The organism is Algoriphagus ratkowskyi, assembly GCF_002150505.1.
GTDB classification, from domain to species: Bacteria; Bacteroidota; Bacteroidia; order Cytophagales; family Cyclobacteriaceae; genus Algoriphagus; species Algoriphagus ratkowskyi.
Genome location: NZ_MSSV01000002.1, coordinates 1 through 20,929 on the forward strand (window position 1 = coordinate 1; position 20,929 = coordinate 20,929).

The 20,929-nt window shown below is 38.9% G+C and carries 7 protein-coding genes; 2 read left to right on the forward strand and 5 right to left on the reverse strand.

Annotated features, from left to right (window positions below):
- Window positions 1-169: 169 nt before the first annotated feature.
- The 5 genes from BVH02_RS01835 to BVH02_RS01855 form a co-directional block, all read right to left on the reverse strand.
- Complete coding sequence (locus BVH02_RS01835; protein WP_086498275.1) at window positions 170-2,620, reverse strand: leucine-rich repeat domain-containing protein; 2,451 nt, start codon at window positions 2,618-2,620, stop codon at window positions 170-172.
- A complete protein-coding gene (locus tag BVH02_RS01840; protein ID WP_086498276.1) occupies window positions 2,607-3,449 on the reverse strand; it encodes a hypothetical protein in 843 nt (280 codons plus the stop codon). The genes BVH02_RS01835 and BVH02_RS01840 overlap by 14 nt, the downstream gene beginning before the upstream one ends.
- Window positions 3,446-4,024: a hypothetical protein gene (locus BVH02_RS01845; RefSeq protein ID WP_086498278.1), complete on the reverse strand. Its 579-nt coding sequence runs from the start codon at window positions 4,022-4,024 to the stop codon at window positions 3,446-3,448. The genes BVH02_RS01840 and BVH02_RS01845 overlap by 4 nt, the downstream gene beginning before the upstream one ends.
- 208 nt (window positions 4,025-4,232) lie before the next feature.
- Complete coding sequence (locus BVH02_RS01850; RefSeq protein WP_086498280.1) at window positions 4,233-4,700, reverse strand: nucleoid-structuring protein H-NS; 468 nt, start codon at window positions 4,698-4,700, stop codon at window positions 4,233-4,235.
- 1,315 nt (window positions 4,701-6,015) lie between these two features.
- Entirely contained in the window at window positions 6,016-19,776 is a 13,761-nt protein-coding gene (locus tag BVH02_RS01855; RefSeq protein ID WP_086498282.1) for a PKD domain-containing protein, read from the reverse strand.
- A gap of 275 nt (window positions 19,777-20,051) precedes the next feature.
- Here BVH02_RS01855 and BVH02_RS01860 point away from each other — a divergent pair, with 275 nt between their 5' ends.
- Together BVH02_RS01860 and BVH02_RS01865 are read left to right on the forward strand one after the other, a co-directional pair.
- Window positions 20,052-20,474 (forward strand): sugar 3,4-ketoisomerase, encoded by a 423-nt coding sequence (locus BVH02_RS01860; protein WP_086498285.1) that lies wholly within the window; start codon window positions 20,052-20,054, stop codon window positions 20,472-20,474.
- On the forward strand, window positions 20,471-20,884 hold the full coding sequence (locus BVH02_RS01865; RefSeq protein ID WP_086498287.1) for a sugar 3,4-ketoisomerase: 414 nt from the start codon (window positions 20,471-20,473) through the stop codon (window positions 20,882-20,884). The genes BVH02_RS01860 and BVH02_RS01865 overlap by 4 nt, the downstream gene beginning before the upstream one ends.
- Window positions 20,885-20,929: the final 45 nt, after the last annotated feature.

Sequence of the window (20,929 nt, forward strand, 5' to 3'; positions counted from 1 at the left end):
CATTCATTTCCAAATTTGAATACGAATTCAGAGGGGGAGTTTAGGCTCTGCTAGATTCAGAATTGTAGTTTTTATGGGACTTTGAATACCTCTTACTTTTTACTTCTTACTATTTACCTCCTATTTATCACCTCTTACTTTTAACCTCTTCCATATCCCCTATTACTTCTTAATAATATCTTACTTCACAATCAGGATTTGCTTTTTTGAAGTTGTCAACGGCTCTGCTATTTAGGCGAGTATTGAAACAAGATAGCTTCTTCAAATTGCTCAGTCCTTCAATAGGCTTCAGAGAGCGTAGGTTGGTACTAGCTACATCAAGTTCAGCTAGCTTTATCAAGCTTTCCAATCCTTTCAGTGTTTTCAAGTTGGTTCCAGAAATATTTAGAATTTTCAGATTAGAGAGTCGTGAAATCGGATCTAGGTCTTCAATTCCAGAGTTGCTGATATCAAGTTCTTCCAAATTAGTTAGGCTCCTCAATGGAGAGAAATCAACTACAGGCACCTGCGATATTTTCAATTTCTCTAATAGCTTGAGTTCTGCAATCGGCGCAATATTAGCTATAGGAGCATCAAATATGAGCAGTGAACGAAGATTGACAAATGCTGTTAAAGCCTGAATTTCATTTACTGAAACTCGCTCCAGTGTCAGAGATGACTTTTGGGTCAATGCATGAAGCTGTTCTGTAGTTGGGTTTTCTGAAAGTGTAAACTGCTTGTGAAAGATCTCTTTCCACGATCCGTCTAGCGCTTCCCACCAAGAATTCAATTCATCAGTTCTGTAAATTATTGTCAGATTCGACTTATGGTTACTGATTTCAGGAACCTCTTCAGTGAATATTTCTGAATTATTGACGTTCAAATATGTCAAATTAGGAAGATACTTCACATCCAAAATACTTGTAATTGGGCTTCCATCAAGATCTAACCTGATTAAATTCTCATTGGATTTCAATGGTGAGATATCCTTCACTTGTGAGTTTCTACCTGTAATTTCTGTCAAGGTTTTTACTTCGCTGAGGGAAACGATTTCAGTGATAGGATTGTCAGAGAAATCAACCTTTGAAAGTTTCACAAATCTTGTGATAGGATTTAGAGATTCTATTCCTGATCCACTTAAATCCAATTCTTCCAATCCTATGGTGGCAGTAAGTGTTTCTACGCTAGGAGAATCAGAGGTAATGCTTGGGTTTGCTTTCTTCAAACTAGCCTTCCATGCTTCTGACAATCCAGCCCACCAGCTTTCCAGATCTTTCACGTGGTGAATCAACAAGACCTTGGGGTTTGTTCTGATAAAATTATCAGAAGCAATCACAGACAGTTTAGTCTCGTCTGCGAGCACCTTACTCAATTCTGTTTTGCCATTAAGTGCTGAGATATCAGCCACTTCTGTACCAGTGATATCCAGAACTTCCAGATTATTTAGGTCTTTCAAAGGAGAAAGATCCTGAATATTGGTTTCGGTCAAATTTAAATTCTTAAGAGAAACTAAATCTGCCAATTGGCTAAAGTTTACAATGTAATTTTTGCTCAGGTCCAGATCTTCCAATTTGGTAAGGTCCTTGATGTTTTCTGTATTATTGAATCCACTTTGAGCGATGTATAGGCTTTTTAGACTGTCGAATTGATTCAGTATGGCGAAACTCATAATCGGAGTTTCTTCAACCCGGAGGGAGCGTATAGATTTCAAATTCACCAATTCGCTAATATCCCGAATTTTCGTTCTTGAAATATCCAGATGCTTAAGGCGGTCTGAATACTTAATAAACTGGATATCAGAAGTTGGCGTATTTGACACATCTAGGTATTCCAAGAAGGTTACATTGGAAATGGGTCCTAGCTTAGTGATTTTGGTGTTGCTGAGGTTCACATACTTCAGGTTGCGCATCGCTTCCATAGGACTAAGATTCAGCAAGGAATCAGATCCGGAAATATCCAAAGAATCTACTTCGACGAACTTATACAGTTGTTCCAGGTTGATGGAATCGAAAGTGCTTAAAGCAAATCGGTCTCTGAAGTAAGCTTGCCAGTGCGGGTCAAGTACTCCCCACCACTCCGTCAATTCATCATCTCGGCTGACCTTGGTAGTGTATACGCTGGCAATTTTCAATTCCTGCGTTTTACTATTCAAATTAACTTCTACAAAACGAGGTTTTGTATTAGTGATTTTTTCGTTGTTAATACCTACAGCGGTAATGGTTCTATCAAGTGAGGCAGTGAAATACACATCCCCATTTTCCATTTGGTGAGGCTTGATATCTCTTATTTTGAATTTGAAGTTGACATCTTTATAAAAGAATTCAATGTCCTTCAAGTATGCCGTGACATTTTTATTGGTCACAACTTTTCTATCTAACAGAAGGTCATCTTCTACCTGCACTTCTCCATCACGGAAAATCTTCAAGTAGCTTTCGCGAATTACCACATCTTTATCTCTTGGCTGAGTTTCCTTAGAGCCAATGGTATTGAGTAGATATTCCAGGAAGCGAACCTGATCTTCTACTTTGGAGGAATATTCGTCTAATTCAGCCTTGGTATAGCCTTTAATAGTCTGAGCTATTCCAGAGAAGTGGAGACTGAACAACAATAAACCTAGATAAATGGTCTTAGTTCTGATCATAAATATATTTCTGAATAGTATCCTTATCGCCAGGGTTAAGCTTAACAAGGTTTGATATCAACCAGCCTGTATTGAAACCAGGGCGATTAAATTGGTTTACTTCAAAATACCAGCCATCTATTTGGAAGAAGTGAAATTTTACATCTGTTACGGTATCATAACGGAGGTTATTCTGTTTCATTTCGTACAAAAACAGGGTTAGGTAATCTGGTTTAAAACTGCTTTCAGTAAAGGATTCCGGTAATTTTGAGTCCTGGAATGCTCTACGTAGGTTCATAAACCCAAGTTCATGACTTAATGGGTGAAGAAAATCTTTTGAGTCGCCAACTGGTTTATTAAATAAATTCTTGAATGGAGCAAATGAAACCTCCTCTATGACCCATTCATACCCGAGACCTTCGGATTGAATTTTCAAAATTAGCGTTGCAGATTCTCTTTTTCCTTTATAAATAAAGTCTGCCTGCACCTCAGCGTACCAACCTTCGCGATGAAAATTAAGGTATTGAGGATAATTAGCAGAAAGCACAATATCACTAAACTGTTTTTTCAGTTCCGGATTTACTGAGGAGGTCTGATTATCAAAAAGTATTTGTAGAAACCCTCTTCTCAGTGACACACTATGGTAGGCAGAGTCAGTTGGATAATAGCGAACATTACCATCTGTAGGAGATTCCTCTCCATTAAATCTTCTGAAGAATTGGTTTAGTTGTTTGGTAGAGGCAGCGAACTTGCCATCATCTTTAATTGTCCCGGGGCTGCCTATGCCCTGCCCCGAGACAATTGAGATGCTTGCGATTAACATCGCAAAAATAAAGATTACTATTCTCATGCGGCAGTTTCTGTCACTCTCACGTCACCTAGCATGACGTCCCAGAATTCGATGGTTCTACCAGCGATTTGGGTTTGCTTCTTCTCAACGTAGATAGTGATGTCTTTCTTAGTAGTGTCTTTGTAGTTCATTCCAGTCTCAATAGAAGTTCCTTCAAAACGTTGGAACACGGTAACAACACCTACGTATCTTCCGTCAGGCTGTCTTTCCAGGTCAGAGATGTACTGAATATCGTACCAAGTGATGTTTACTCTATCGTAGTTCAAAGCCATCAAACGCTCGAAATAACGTCTTACTTTGTAATAAGCAATTTCGTTAGTGTTAATACTGGACACACCCATTTCAGCACCTGGAGAGAACAATTCTTCTGCACGGTCCATTACACGATTTGCCTCAGAGAATTGAGTCTCTTTGCTACCGATGATGCTGATATACTTACTTAGATCTTTAACTTTCTCAAGTGCAAGCGAATCAATAGCTTGCTTTCTAGCAGGGCTAATTGTTTCAGACTGAGCGAATACACTTACCGATGTAGCAAGGAATAAGCCCAGGAAAAGGATCATTTTATTTTTCATGTGTATATAATTTCTTTGTGATGGTCACATGGAATCTCTCATCAAGGATAATCATCTCTATTCTATGGATGACTATAACTCATGCTCGATTTCAAATGTTATTAATTTCTTTTATGGGGTCCTACGGAATCTCAAATTAAGGATAGTCATCTTTTTCATTGAATATTACTCATGCTGGATAACCTAGGTGATTTTTTCTGATGATCGATTACTTTCTTCTCAGCTCTAGTTCAGAGACTTTGCCATTAGCGTCCATGCGGATATCGCTGATGTAATTAAGATTCTTCTTGGTGTCTTTCAAGTACTCCAAGTATTTCTTAATTGTAGTAGGCTCATCGTAATCCTTGATACCATTTTCCTCGTGAATCACGATCAAAACTGGAGTTTCCTGATTTGAGAACATAGCAAGTGCTTCCTGAATCGTCTGATTTGCCATAGCTGCATTGCTAGCATTAGCTACGCTATTGAAATAATTCTCCAATTTACCAACAGCGACTTCTTCAGCTGAAGAAACAGGTGCAGGAGGAGGAGCTGGTTGTTGTACTTGCTCAACAGGTGCTGGTGGCGCAGGTTGTGCAGCTTTCTTTTTACTCTTACAAGCACCCATAGCCAACATGGCAACGACGGCTATCATAAGCGAGCGGTTAATCGAATTAGTGAATAGTTTTTGCTTCATTTTTGAGATTTGATTAAGTGATAAGGTTTTTTTTTAAATTTTATAGAGTGGGTCAATCCCCACTAGTTGATTTTGATACAAAGTAAATAAAATCATATGATTAAGTCACACATGCTCTTCCAAATCAAAAATGCTTTTTGTTAACAAATTTAAATGCCTTCTGAGCGGTTTATGCACCACGAGAGCGGTCAACCGATGGAATTTTTTAACAGCTATTTTTCAAATATCCATATATCAATAAGTGAACCAATGATTTCTTAAGTGTAACCATCAGGCAAAAAACCTTATCAAACTGCAAAAAATACCCTACATAGGGTATTTTTATTTTGATTTTAAGAACTGAACTTTGATCTATTGTTAAGTTTTAATCAAGGCATAAGCCGAAACAAAAAGGCCCTGAGTATCTCGGGGTCTTTTTATGTCCCATACACTGGCCCTATTTTCCGCAAAACTATCCTTCTTAGCTGGCAATTCTCAGTATATTCCATGAATTTTTTCTTCGGCAGTGCGCGAACAGCGATGCAAAATACCTTCTAGGAAAACGGGGAATTATCCAGCAGACAAGCTGTCAGTACTACGAATTTAAATAGTCTGCGAGCACCCATTCTTTTCTCCATAACAGTGGTTTAAATCCTCACAAATAAACAAAAGCAGAGATACCAAAAGGAATTGATTTGGCCAGCATAGCGATGGAGCGTATTGAACCTATAAAAATGTGAGACATAGGAGGAAAACCACAACTCGGAATTATTCTTTGCATTTTTTCTTTGAGCAGCAACACCCGAAATCTATCTAGATAATCCTGAATAATCTTAAATATGATTATCCGCAATGATGCCAGTCACCTTAGATTCTTTGCTTATCAGGTTGGAAGACCGATGACCAAAGACCGAAGTGGCCTCAATTCTTAAGTTTAATATATCTTACATTGTTTTGACGTCTTACTGGTAGAAAAGCGGATATTCATAATCTAAAATCATAAGAATTGAGAGTAAACCATGATCCTGCCTGCTTAAAACTTTGGAAGGACGTCGCTAAAAAAGCACGCTGTTTTTTAGGCTTACACGGATCATTCAATTCACCTACTATCGGCTACATCTAAGTTCATGAATAGTGGGAATTCCAAGAATCTTATTGTAAATGATATTCTTGAAAAACTCTCCTAAATTTCTAATGCTTTTAATAAATGAGAATAACCTGAAGCTATAACAATAAAAAGGCGAAACTATTAAGTTTCGCCCCCTCATGGCTCCTATTGTGTATTGGTTTTTACCCCAGGATTGGCCGGGGGTTATTCTAGAAATATCAACTCATTCTATCTTATCAATATAAAGACTCCGGCTCTTTCAACGACCTCTCCAGATCTAGTTTTAAATACAGCTTTATATACGTAATTACCATTAATGGCTTGCTTACCTCTAAATGTTCCATCCCAACCTATAGTTTCAAGACTGTTCGCCTCAAAAATAAGTTCTCCCCATGTAGTAAATACATAAAACTCCATGGATGAAATTCCTCTATACTTAGGAATAAAATATTGATTCTTACCTCCATCTGGCGTAAAGGCATTTGGGATAATTATCTGATAATCGTTGAAAATATCTATTACGCGTTGGTATTCAGAAGTACATCCATATTTATCTATAGTAGTCAGCTTAACCACAAACTGTCCCGGTTCAGTGTATTGGTGTGTTGGGTTTATAGAATTACTAGTATTTCCATCGCCAAATTCCCAATTCCAAATAATTACTTCTCCACTTGAGGCATCTACAAAATCAACATCTTCAAAAACCTGAACATCACCATTCACCAAAATATTGGTGTTACTGATTTCAATCTGATAATTAAATAAGGACTGAACTCTAGTTGTAGCGATGATAACTGCAATTTTTTCGATTTGAGTAAAACATGAATTACCCTTAAATGCGGCTTGAACTATATAAGACCCATTCACATTTACAGCCGACAATTGATCTACTCTGAGACTAACTCCCACAGGTGAGGTAACTATATAATCAAAGATATTTGGGTTATAACCTTCAATGAATTGGGTCAAATCCACAGATTGATCAGGATCACAAACGATAGATGGATTAGACACTCTCAATGTTGGTAATGGTGAAACCCTAACTTTAACTTCCTTTACCTCTGGAGGGCAAATACCCTGTCCAGCAACTTGGATAAAATACGAATAAGGGGCATTCCTAGCCGGTAGAGATGTGATACTTAGATTACCTTGATCTGTACTTTCATATTGCGCTCCAAATGAATCTGCTGAGGCATTGAGTAGTACAGGTTTCGTTAATGCCTTATCATAAAACCAATTGAAAATTACATTGGGACTATCTTGACTATATGAAGCTTGTATGACAGCAGTTTCTCCTTCACAGATGGTAACATCATCAGCTGTGATCACAGTGGTTTTCTCTGTTAATTGAACCGCTTTGTCGCTTATCTGACATCCATTACGATCAATCGCTACAACTTGATAAGAGTTAGCCAACAATCCTGAGAAGCTAAATACACCTGTCGGACTTTGAATATCCTGACTTACTTTTACTCCTTGTGAATTATTTAAGCTTATTGTGTAAGGCCCAGTACCTCCACCCAATATTCCTGATATTTCTCCATCAGGAGCATTACATGAAGAAGAAATCACTTTAAAATCATCAAAACCCAATGGTTTTGATGGACCTACAATGGTAATTGTCTGTCCAAAATTAGTTACACATCCTGTCGAATATCTTCCCTGAAGTGTATATGTGCCTGGTACCAACTTGTTGATTAGTCCATTTGGATACTTAGCAAATGCACCTGAGTTAAGACTGAACTCCAAATTAATTAAATCTGCTGAAGTGATCTGAATACTTCCACCGTCACCATAGCAAAGTTCATCCTTGCTTGTCGCCGTAAAAGTTGGGGCGTTCTTTACTGACACCAATACTTTATGTTCATCCCCTTCACAAATACCAGCTCCACTTACAGTAACCCATAGTGTTTGATTATTCCCTGCTGCCATACCAGCCAATTTTATCTCCCCGGAAGAAGTTATTTGAATATCAACTGCACCTCTTGTATCCCCGTTGCTGAGTTTGTTAGCTGGCAATATTGAGCCCCAATACCATGAATAAATTGCATTAACATTTTCAGGAATTACTTTAGGTTGAATAATTGCAATATCACCTACACAAATTGACAAATCATCAGCGATTATTTCAGAGGGTCCATCTACGATCTCTATTGGAGCAGAACCTTTTATCGAACATAAATTTGCATCTAGGATTGAGACTTCATAGGACCCGGAAGCTAAGTTATTAAAGCTAGTTGCTAATGTTGAAACCTTCTTGCTGCTGATTACATTTCCATTTTGAAGTAACTGCACCGTATATTCTGCAGTTCCACCCAACCACTTCACATTAATTTCTCCATTTTGGGATCCACAAGCGTTGTTTTTAAAGGTCAAATCTGTGATCTCTAATAAGGCTGGTTCTTTAATTTCAATAGTGTATTCCTGTGATGAGCATCCAATAGAATTTGACACCACAACCTTGTAAATTCCTTTCTGGAATTTCGTTGATTCAAGTGCGGTTTGAGTGATTGATGGACCATTGTTAATACTGAAAGTGAAATCAGACGAGCCGCCACTCTTTACAAAGATTTTCCCATCCTTTGCTCCAAAACATGAAATGTCAGATTTATCAATTTCAAGAACAGGACTTGCCTTCACTGTAAACTCGAATAGCAATTCCTGTGAAGTACATTCTATAAACAAGTAGTATTTATAAGTCCCTGCTGGTAGTCCCTGAATATCAAGCAACAATCGCGAATCAATTTCTTGCAAAGAATAACTAGCGGATGGAATAACTGGATCTGTACCCGCTGCAATAGGATTTTGTCTATTTGGACCTTTTGACCATACGTAGTTAGTAGTTGCTGCTCCAGATACTGAATTAATTGCTTCTAAGGTGATGGATTCACCCGCACAAAAATCAGCTGGTTTAACAATTGAATACAATGGATCTTTCAGAGCAGTTATTTCAAAATTAAAAACTTCGGAACAACCTAAAGAATCCTTTACAATCAAATAGTATTTACCAGGCGCTAGGTTTTCAGCCGTGTTTAAATTTCCTGTCACCAAAGTACCTGTAGGAGAATCTTTTCTCCACTCGACTTGATAAGCTCCCCATCCTCCTGTGATAGCAATGTTACTTATGATTCCGTTTGGAAGTCCACAAGAAGCATTGATTATCGAAGGATCAGGATTAATACTGATAGGTTTGGCTGGACCTTCTACAATCACTGTTGGTATTATCAGTTGACATGGTAATTGTCCACCAATATCACGAACATAAACTTTATAGCTTCCTGCCTTTAGGTTTTCAAACAGTGGATTACTTTGCCATGTAATATTATCAAGACTAAACTCGTAATTACCACTTCCTCCATTCAAATTTTTAACTGAAATACTTCCGGTAATATCTCCAAAGCATACAATTCCAGTGGCAACTGCTTCTCCCGTAATCCCAGCATTGACAGTTCCAATGGCCTTGACAGATATGGTGCATATCTGCGGATCGCTAAGTTGTAAATAATATGTGTGGTTCCCTGCCGAAAGATTATAAACCGAAAGCTCTCCCGTCGAAGGTGCAATCTGATACATTATTCCGGTTCCTGTAGGATTATAATTGCTCAAAACCTCCTTGGTAAGGGACGCATCTGTGAACCAACGCTTGGTAGGATTCACAGAACCTGAATTGAAATCGGGAGTAAATTTGATTACAGAACCTTCACAAGCCTCTGCTGCCATTTCTTTTGCAGTAATTGGCATAGCAGCTAGGTTTACAAGATCAAAAACGGCCGCAGGGGCTACACAGCCATTCGCATCTTTGGAGGTAATGGTATATTTACCTGGAGTTAATTTATTGACAACATATCTGTTATTTTCCTCAGCATACGAATAAGAAGAAAGGGGCTGACCATTAATTAAAACAGTGTATGCTTTTACTCCTCCAGAAATGATAAATACTAATTCCCCGTTATTTTCACCACAACTAGAATTGAGAAATGAAACCTTTTCAATTTTAAGCTCATCAGGTTGAATAATTTCAATTGTTTGAAGATCTCCACAAGTAGCATTACCATAAAAAGTTTTAATCTGATATGTTCCAGCTGTAAAGATTTGAGCCTCCAATTGATTTAAGGTTATTCTTGGCGCACCATCAATACTGAAAAGTAGTGTGGGATCTGATCCAGCAGAAACTTTAATTTTGCCTGTTTTCTCTCCAAAGCATAGGATGTCAGTTATACTAAATTCTGGGGAAGGAATATCCGTAACCGTTATGTCTGCTCTAGAACTTAAAGCGCAAATCTTATCATCTGTGATTTCAAGGTAATAGGAGTTTATCCCTACTGGCAAATTGTATGCTGTCAATTTCCCAGTGGTAGCATCAATATCAAACATCACACCTGTACCCGAAGGAGAATAGTTAGCTACAATGGCTTTGGTCAAGGCGGCATCAGCATACCAAGTTAATTTTGGCGTTACAGACCCTTTAATCACAAGTTCAGGAATCAGGATTGCTTCCTCACCTTTACAAATAGTAACCGCTAAATTTTTTGATTCTACAGAATTGGAATTATCATCTATCAATATAAAAGCTGAAGGTTGGGAAAGCTTACAGCCATTTGCATCAGTAATTACTATATCGTATTGACCCAGTTTTAATTTCTGAATAGTATACTTTTCATTGACTAGTGTAAAGTCAAAATCCGATAAAGGTAGATTATTTACAGTAATGATATAATCCTTAACACCTCCGCTCACACTGAACTTGATCATTCCATCGTCAAGTCCGCAAGCAGGAGATTTCTGATCAATTTTAGTAAAGATTAATTCTTCAGGTTGGGCAATAGTTAATTTTTCTGTAGTAGAGCAAGAAGTTCCATTCTCGGTTATTACAATGGTATAATCCCCCGCAGCAAATTCCAAAGCTTCCAATGCTGCCTGCTTAATTGTGGCGCCACCATTTACACTGTATAGGTATTTAGAATTTGAATTTGCAGTTACTTTAATTTTTCCGTTCGACTCTCCAAAACATAAAACATCTGATTTTTCTAACACAGGATTTGGAGAAATCGTCACTGTAACATCCGCTCTTGAAATAACCGTGCAGATCGCTTCATCAGTTATTTGCAGGAAGTAATCTTCAGCTCCCAAGCCGAGATTGTGGATGGAAAGCTGACCTGTTGCAGGGTCAATCTCATACATAATCCCAGTACCACCAGCAGTATAATTGGCAGTAACTGCTTGAGTCATGTCTGAATCAAGGAACCATGTAAACGTAGGTGTCACTGAACCTGTAATTGTGATTTCAGGTATGAAAATAGCAACCTCTCCCTCACAGAAAACCTTATCCAGATTTTTGGATTGAAGTGTGTTTGCACTATCGTCCACCAATGTAAACCCTCCTACAACTTTACATCCATTCGCATCTGTAACCCGAATATCGTATTGTCCCAAGGCAAGGTCAGAAACAGTATATACATTGTTATTTTCTGTTACCTGATAACCAGAAAGTGGTTTATTGTTTATTGTGATGTTGTAGTCTTCCGTTCCGCCCGCTATTTCGAATTGAATAGTACCGTCATTGACTCCACATGCAGGACTTTTTTGGTCAATTGCCTTGAAGATTAATTCTTCAGGATGGACAATTTTTACTACTTCAGTTGTAGAGCAGTCATTGCCCGTCTCGGTTATTACAATGGTATAATCCCCCGCAGCAAATTCTAAGGCTTCCAATGCTGCCTGCTTAATTGGGGCGGCACCATTTACGCTATATAAATAGTTAGCGTTTGAATTTGAAGTGACTTTAATTTTTCCGGTAGACTCTCCAAAACATAATATGTCAGTTGTTTCAAGTACTGGGTTTGGAGAAATTGTCACAGTAACATCCGCTCTTGAAGTGACCGTGCAGATCGCTTCATCAGTAATTTGCAGGAAGTAATCTTCATCTCCCAAGCCGAGGTTGTGGATGGAAAGCTGACCTGTTACCGGGTCAATCTCATACATAATCCCAGTACCACCAGCAATATAGTTGGCAGTAACTGGTTGAGTCATGTCTGAATCAAGGAACCAAGTGAATGTAGGTGTCACTGAACCTGTAATTGTGATTTCAGGTATGAAAATGGCAAGCTCTCCCTCGCAGAAAAACTTATCCAGATTTTTGGATTGAAGTGTGTTTGAACTATCGTCCACCAAAGTAAACCCTCCTACAACTTTACATCCATTCGCGTCTGTAACCCGAATATCGTATTGTCCCAAGGCAAGCTCAGAAACTGTAAACACCTGATCAGTTTTAACTGCTTTATAGTCTGCTAGTGGTTTATTGTTTATCGTGATGATGTAGTCTTCCGTTCCGCCCGCTATTTCGAATTGGATAGTACCGTCATTGACTCCACATGCAGGACTTTTCTGGTCAATTGCCTTGAAGATTAATTCTTCAGGTTGCGCAATTTTTACTACTTCAGTTGTAGAGCAGTCATTGCCCGTCTCGGTTATTACAATGGTATAATCCCCCGCAGCAAATTCTAAGGCTTCCAATGCTGCCTGCATAATTGAGGCGGCACCATTTACGCTATATAAATAGTTAGTATTTGAATTTGAAGTGACTTTAATTTTTCCGGTTGACTCTCCGAAACATAAAATGTCTGTTGTTTCAAGATCAGGGTTTGGAGAAATCGTCACTTTAACATCCGCTCTTGAAGTGACCGTGCAGATCGCTTCATCAGTAATTTGCAGGAAGTAATCTTCAGCTCCCAAGCCGAGGTTGTGGATGGAAAGCTGACCTGTTACCGGGTCAATCTCATACATTACTCCTGTTCCACCAGCAGTATAATTGGCAGTTACAGGTTGAGTCATGTCTGAATCAAGGAACCAAGTGAATGTAGGTGTCACTGACCCTGTAATCGTGATTTCAGGCACAAAAATGGCAACCTCTCCCTCACAGAAAACCTTATCCAGATTTTTGGATTGAAGTGTGTTTGAACTATCGTCCACCAATGTAAATCCTCCTACTACCTTACATCCATTCGCATCTGTAACCCGAATATCGTATTGTCCTAAGGCAAGCTCAGAAACAATAAACACATTGTTATTTTCTGTTACCTGATAACCAGAAAGTGGTTTATTGTTTATTGTGATGATGTAATCTTCTGTTCCGCCCGCTATTTCGAACTGAATAGTTCCGTCATTGACTCCACAAGCAGGGCTTTTTTGGTCAATTGCCTTGAAGATTAATTCTTCAGGTTGGGCAATTTTTACTGTCTCAGTTGTAGAGCAATCATTGCCCGTCTCAGTTATTACAATTGTATAATCCCCAGCAGAAAATTCTAAAGCTTCCAATGCTGCCTGCTTAATTGGGGCGGCACCATTTACGCTATATAAATAGTTAGCATTTGAATTTGAAGTGACTTTAATTTTGCCGGTAGACTCTCCGAAACATAAAATGTCTGTTGTTTCAAGAACAGGGTTTGGAGAAATCGTCACTGTAACATCCGCTCTTGAAGTGACCGTGCAGATTGCTTCATCAGTAATTTGCAGGAAGTAGTCTTCAGCTCCCAAGCCGAGATTGTGGATGGAAAGCTGACCTGTTACCGGATCAATCTCATACATTACTCCTGTTCCACCAGCAGTATAATTGGCAGTAACTGGTTGAGTCATGTCTGAATCAAGGAACCAAGTGAATGTAGGTGTCACTGAACCTGTAATCGTGATTTCAGGCACAAAAATGGCAACCTCTCCCTCACAGAAAACCTTATCCAGATTTTTGGATTGAAGTGTGTTGGAATTATCGTCCAATAATGTAAACTCTCCTACAACCTTACAACCATTCGCATCTGTAACCCGAATATCGTATTGTCCTAAGGCAAGCTCAGAAACAGTAAACACCTGATCAGTTTTAACTGCTTTATAGTCTGCTAGTGGTTTATTGTTTATCGTGATGATGTAGTCTTCCGTTCCGCCTACTATTTCGAACTGAATAGTTCCGTCATTGACTCCACAAGCAGGACTTTTTTGGTCAATTGCCTTGAAGATTAATTCTTCAGGTTGGGCAATTTTTACTACTTCAGTTGTAGAGCAATCATTGCCCGTCTCGGTTATTACAATGGTATAATCCCCCGCAGCAAATTCTAAGGCTTCCAATGCTGCCTGCTTAATTGGGGCGGCACCATTTACGCTATATAAATAATTAGAATTTGAATTTGCTGTTACTTTAATTTTTCCGGTTGACTCTCCGAAACATAAAATGTCTGTTGTTTCAAGAACAGGGTTTGGAGAAATCGTCACTGTAACATCCGCTCTTGAAGTGACCGTGCAGATTGCTTCATCAGTAATTTGCAGGAAGTAGTCTTCAGCTCCCAAGCCGAGATTGTGGATGGAAAGCTGACCTGTTACCGGATCAATCTCATACATTATTCCAGTACCTCCAGCAGTATAGTTGGCAGTAACTGGCTGAGTTAATTCTGAATCAAGGTACCATGTAAACGTAGGTGTAACTGAACCTGTAATCGTGATTTCAGGCACAAAAATGGCAACCTCTCCCTCACAGAAAACCTTAGCCAAGTCCTTAGATTCAACTGTATTGGATTTATCTTCCACCAATATAAACTGTCCTACAACTATGCATCCATTTGCATCGGTGATCTGAATATCGTATTGCCCAACTGCAAGATCAGACACAGTAAATACATTGGCATTTTCTGTTACCTGATAACCAGAAAGTGGCTGTTTGTTTATCGTAATACCATAGCCTTTCAATCCACCTCCAATTTCAAACTCAATAATTCCGTCATCAACTCCACATGCCGGATCTACTTTGTCAATTGCTTTGAAGATTAATTCTTCCGGTTGGTCAATAGTTATTTCCTCAGTTGTAGAGCAATCTGTTCCTGTCTCAGTTATCACAATAGAGTAATCCCCCACCGCAAAAGACAAGGCTTCTAATGCTGATTGGTTAATTGTAGCCGCACCATTTACACTGTACAGGTAATTAGCATTTGAATTTGAAGTAACTTTTAGCTTTCCTGTTGAATCTCCGAAGCATACAACATCCGTTTTCTCTATAACTGGATTCGGAGCAGCACTTACCGTTACATCCGCTTTTGAAGTAACCGTGCAAATCGCTTCATCAGTAATTTGCAGGAAGTAATCTTCAGCTCCCAAGCTGAGGTTGTGGATGGAAAGTTGACCTGTAGCCGGATCAATTTCATACATAACTCCAGTTCCACCAGCAGTATAGTTGGCAGTAACTGGTTGAGTCATGTCTGAATCAAGGAACCATGTAAACTTAGGTGTAACTGAACCTGTAATCGTAAGTTCAGGCACAAAAATGGCAACCTCACCTTCACAGATAAACTTATCCAGATCCTTAGATTCAACTGTATTGGATTTATCTTCCACCAATATAAACTGTCCAACAACTATGCATCCATTTGCATCGGTGATCTGAATATCGTATTGCCCAACAGCAAGATCAGAAACAGTAAATACATTGGCATTTTCTGTTACCTGATACCCTGAAAGTGGCTGTTTGTTTATCGTAATGCCATAGGCTTTCAATCCACCTCCAATTTCAAACTCAATAATTCCGTCATCAACTCCACATGCCGGATCTACTTTGTCAATTTCTTTGAAGATTAATTCTTCCGGTTGATCAATAGTTATTTCCTCAGTTGTAGAGCAATCTGTGCCTGTCTCAGTTATTACAATAGAATAATCCCCCACCGCAAATGATAAGGCTTCTAATGCTGATTGGTTAACTGGAGCTGCACCATTTACACTGTAAAGGAAATTAGCATTTGAATTAGCTGTAACTTTTATCTTTCCTGTTGACTCTCCGAAGCATACCACATCCGTTTTCTCTATAACTGGATTCGGAGCAGCGCTCACAACTACTGTTGCAGGTTTTCTTTCCCCCGAACAAACTATCTCAAGATAATAAGTATAGGTTCCTGCTGGAAGCCCCTGAATCTGCAATACACTTTCATCAGAAATAGTATAGGTAATAGCTGGGTTATTAGGATCTATACCCTGTGACAAAAGAATAGAGCCAGCTGCATCTTTATACCATATCAGCTCCGTTTGCGAAGCTCCAGAAACCGTTTGAACTGGAATTAGTGTAACTTCTTCCCCCTCACAGACTGCCACATTAGCAATCTCGAGATCAGGTAGCGGTTGTTGATTCACTACAAAAGGAAAATCTTGAACGCATCCTTTTGAATCTTTTACAACCAAAAAATAATTGCCTGCTGCCAATCCAGTAATTTCAGGAATCTGATTGCCCACTACAGTACCTGTATTGGGATCGTCTTTCTTCCATTCAATAGTATAGTTACCCCAACCACCAGTTACTACCACATTTTGGATGATTCCATTACTCTCATTGCAAGATGCTCCAATAATTGTCTGCTCGCCCTGTAAGGTAATTGGTGCAGGGGGTGCTTTCACTGAGACCAGGTCAGAGGTAACAGTACAGTTTGCTGAAGTAACGGTCACAGTATAATCTCCAGCAGATACACCTTTAAAAATACTTTCAGACTGAGTTGCTCCACCATTCAGGCTATACAAGAAATCTCCATCACCTCCAGTGGCAGAAGCTGTAATGTCCACTAAATCTCCGAAACAAATAATTTCGGTTGCGGTGATCGTCACCGTTAATGGAGGGAGTACGGTAATAGAAACTGCTTCAATAATAGGGCAATACAAGTCGCCTGAAACACGTACATAATATTCTTTGGCTGCTCCGGATGGGAGGCCCGAAATAACTAATTCTTCTCCAGTTATGGTGTAAGAAATATTTCCATTTTTGGGATCTGGCCCGTTGACTAGCTTTGTGGTTCCCAGTGCATCATAAAACCATGTAACAACACGTGGATTTCCACCAGTATTTATCTCAGGTATTAGGGTCACATTTTGACCTTCACATATTTCTTGATCTGCCAACACAATGTTAATAGACTGTTTGGGATCATTTGTGAGAATAAATGGATCAGATATCGTGCATCCATTTGCATCAGTCACTGTAAATAAATATGATCCCGGAGCAAGATCGGATTTGGTGTAAGTGCCTGTAGGAAGGTTTGAAACAGTTTCAATGACCCCACTACCCTTAGTTAGTGTCAGTTTATAAGGAGTCTTTCCTCCTTCAAAATCTATTGAATACGTACCATTAGGCAGATCACAAGATGGAGGCGTAATTACTTGATTTGTTAATACTATAGGATCAGGCTCTGTAATCTCAAATGTGAAAGTAGCTTCACAAGATGCTGAGGAATTCTGAGATGCTATTACAGTAACTGTAAAAATTCCAGCTGAAAAATTAGTGGCTTTAAGTTGGTTACCGGTAATAAAAGTAGTTCCATCGAGACTGTAGGACAAGTAGCTTTGATCTCCGATTATATTTGTAATTCGGCCTGTATTTTCACCATTACAGAGTACATCCTGAATTTCGAATGAAATAGCTGGCATGGGACTCACCGTCACAGGGACAGACACTTTACGCCCGGTACAACCGTCTACCAAAATGAATATTTGTTCGCTAGAAGATGCAGGCAAACCTTCAATCAAAAGACTGAAGTTAATTGGGTCTATTGTATAAGAAACTCCATTAATTGTACCATTTGTAATTGGGGAGCCGCTAACATTATCTTTATACCACTTAAGCTGAGTACTTTCTACAGACTCAACAGGGACACCGGTTGTTGGGTCAACATAGCTGGATTTTTTAGGCTCTAGAAAAACTGATTCTCCTTCACAAACAGGTTGCGGGGACTCAACCTCATAAACTGGTCTTGAGATAATTGGCGCAATGAATTCATTATCATAAATACATTCGTCATAGACAAATTTCTGTGATGCATTATCCCAATTGATAATTGCTTTTAACTTTTGGGAGCCGCTGACTAAATTGTCTGCAACCGAACTATCCAAAACAAGCGTTACTTCTTCACTTTGATCTGGACTAATATCCCCCAAACCTAATTGTGCTAAGGTTTTTACTAGGATAAATACATTATCCACATAAAACGAAATGGGTGTCTCTTTCGGAAGTAAAGCATTACCTGCATTCGTAATGGTAAATATCGATTCGATTTGGGGTCCCGAAGTATAGCAGATGAATCTAGCTTGATCCAACTCAATTTGGGCATCCATCAGAGGGTCTCCGGTGATTTTACACCCAGCATCGTTATATAGTGTCGTTTGTACTAAGAAACTATTAAAGGGTTGCTCATCACCTTCCAAACAACCAAAAGCATTAAACCTGGGAAAGAAAACAGAAGCTACTGTACCATGGTTCAGTTGAGGAACTGGGATGGTAAGATCATCATTCACATTGAAATTGAAGTAAGCATACTGATTCCAAACACTTCTAGAAGGAGCCCATGGATTACCATCAGATCTAAACACTGCAAGCTTAGCATAAGGCTCACCGAAATACCCGTCCTGAATATTCCCGACGAAACCATGTTGATTGGTAACGATTATATCTGCTTCTCCGTCCTGATTGACATCCGCTATTACTGCACCATCACCCGCAGTGGCTGCACCAACGGGAATTGAACTTTTTATAGTAGGACTGGCTCCGGAACCATCTATAATCCTCAGCGTGGATTCATCCCTGTAAACAAGTTCCTGCTTTCCATCCTGATCAAAATCAAACATGGTAATTAAAGTATAGCCAGACCTATCAGCAGTAATTAAAGGACCAGTCCATTTTGACTTCAAGGTAGTAGTCCCGTCATAATAGAACATCCAAAGTCTTAATGGAGATGTTAATCCGATTTCCGGAGTTCCATTTTTATCAATATCCCCAATAAAAGCGAGACCTGTTGCTCTTACATTACCTTTATCGACTCCAGCTCCTGCATCTAAAATAGATTGCCGGGCAATTAATATTCCTGAACCTCCATTTACTGTCCATACATAGACCAATCTGGAATCGGGCACATCAGTCCTGGCAGTAGTGATAATCACATCCAATACACCGTCCCTGTTGATGTCTGCTATGGATGTAAAGCCATCTCGAGCCGCTTGGCCGTTTACATTTGGAGCGTCAATTCTTCTAATTATATTAAAACTCCCGTCCAATTCATAAACAGATTTCCCTGCCACCAATTCCAGATTTCCCCCGGGAATCACATCGGCCGCAACAGATACCCCGATTGAACCGCCTCTCATCGACCCCCCACCCAAACTGGTAAGTTGTACCCCTTGTCCAAAAGCTCCCCCATCAGTTAGCTTTTTACCATTATCCGCTGGTTTTAAACTAAATATCTCATTGTAGATGTATACTTCAGGTATTCCATCGCCATTGAAATCGGCAATTCCTGGGGCAGCTCCAGATTTATATTGAACTCCCGTGGAACCATTAGGAACATTTTTACCATATTCTTCTTTAGAAATCCACACATAGTCATCTGCATCAGTGTTATTTAATCTATATGCAATCAGTCTACTTTTATATTTTGCATATCCAGGAGTAGTCTGAAGATGAGAAGTCGCAACAATAACCAGCGGTTCATTTGAGAGTTGGGGGATTTTAGCAATTAAAAAAGGGTTTGGTCCCTCAAAATGAAGGTCCGGAGTTCTTACAATACCAGTTCGTACAAGTTGGTCAGGGGGACCAGTTTGATAATTGTAAACATTAATATCCCGAGTAATATAAGTAACAGATCCATATTTACCTTCCTCAAGATAGTCCCATTCATACCAGCTGAAACCTAAACGTTCTTTGTTAGTTGGTTTAGCTAAAATCAATATTTCAGGTATACCATCCCCTGTCATGTCTCCAACCATAGGCGTAGCAAAGGTTACCACATCTGGTGCAGACTCTGCCGCTAGCCTAATGTTGAAATTATTAGTAAAATCACTTTCAAAGAAACAATCGGCACTAGGAAGGAAATCGTTCCAGACTCTATTTGGATTAAAAGTGTTCGAGGAATTAGTCTGAGCCGAAATGCTCTGGATTTGAATAAAAAATAAAAAAATGACAAAATGTTTGAGACGAAGGAAATTCATTTTTTGATTCTCAGAATTTTATTCAAAAGTAAGGCAATAATCATCAAAAACACCAATTATAGCTATCCGAAGTCAACATAGATCTGATAAATCACATTTCTTAAGGCTAATTTGCTAGCAAGAAATATGCTAAAACTTCGAAACTGACTGGAATTTTAAATACGTTACTACTATTTATCAATTCAATCCAAGATTATAATGATAATGAAGCAATATGATTAATATTTTGACCTTCTGAAAAAAATAAGGTTAATTCGTCTTGAAATCGCGAATGCATGGAAAAAACAAGTTTTTTGAGCGAGGTTAAACTCATCAATCTGCCCAAAATTGAAGACCCAAGAGGAAACCTATCTTTTTTGGAAGAATTTAGTCACGTCCCTTTCAAAATAAATAGAACCTATTGGATTTTTGATGTTCCAGGTGGACAGGTTAGAGGAGGGCATTCATTTCGACAGCAGGAAGAATTTATTATCGCTATCTCAGGGAGTTTTGATGTCGTGGTAGATGATGGGAAAGAAAAGAAAATCTATTCACTCAATAGATCCTACTATGGGCTTTTTATACCAGCAGGAATCTGGAGGCAAATGGAAAATTTTTCCACAAATTCCGTTGCTGTAGTAGTAAGTTCGACTACTTTTTCCTCTGAAGATTATATTCGTGATTATGAGGAATTTTTAAAATTCAAAAATTCGCAATGAAAAATTCAACAGTTTTTGATTGTTCCATCCTACCTTTGGCCAAAGTTCATAATAGGGCAGGTAATATTACTGTGGTTACTGGTAATGAAACTTTACCATTTCCTATACGGAGAATTTATTACCTCTATGATGTACCTGGGGGCGAAGAAAGAGGTGGACATGCCCACAGAGGCCTTCATCAGTTAATTGTAGCAGTATCAGGTAGTTTTGAAGTAATGCTGGATGATGGCAAAAACAAGAAAATCGTCAGACTAAACAGGCCTGATTATGGACTACTGGTGACACCTGGGATCTGGAGAGAATTGTTTGAATTTTCTTCTGGATCTGTTTGTCTTGTCTTGGCTTCTGAGGTGTACTCCGAAAGTGATTACATTCGAGATTATGATGAATTCAAATTAATTAAAAGTTAAAAATCTAATTTCCTTACCCGTCACTCTTCCATAGTGACGGTTTAT

Bases quoted from the DNA above. Each gene is read 5' to 3' on its own strand.
- BVH02_RS01835 (WP_086498275.1), bottom strand. From the start codon at position 2,620: ATGATCAGAACTAAGACCATTTATCTAGGTTTATTGTTGTTCAGTCTC.
- BVH02_RS01840 (WP_086498276.1), bottom strand. From the start codon at position 3,449: ATGAGAATAGTAATCTTTATTTTTGCGATGTTAATCGCAAGCATCTCA.
- BVH02_RS01845 (WP_086498278.1), bottom strand. From the start codon at position 4,024: ATGAAAAATAAAATGATCCTTTTCCTGGGCTTATTCCTTGCTACATCG.
- BVH02_RS01850 (WP_086498280.1), bottom strand. From the start codon at position 4,700: ATGAAGCAAAAACTATTCACTAATTCGATTAACCGCTCGCTTATGATA.
- BVH02_RS01855 (WP_086498282.1), bottom strand. From the start codon at position 19,776: ATGAATTTCCTTCGTCTCAAACATTTTGTCATTTTTTTATTTTTTATT.
- BVH02_RS01860 (WP_086498285.1), top strand. From the start codon at position 20,052: ATGGAAAAAACAAGTTTTTTGAGCGAGGTTAAACTCATCAATCTGCCC.
- BVH02_RS01865 (WP_086498287.1), top strand. From the start codon at position 20,471: ATGAAAAATTCAACAGTTTTTGATTGTTCCATCCTACCTTTGGCCAAA.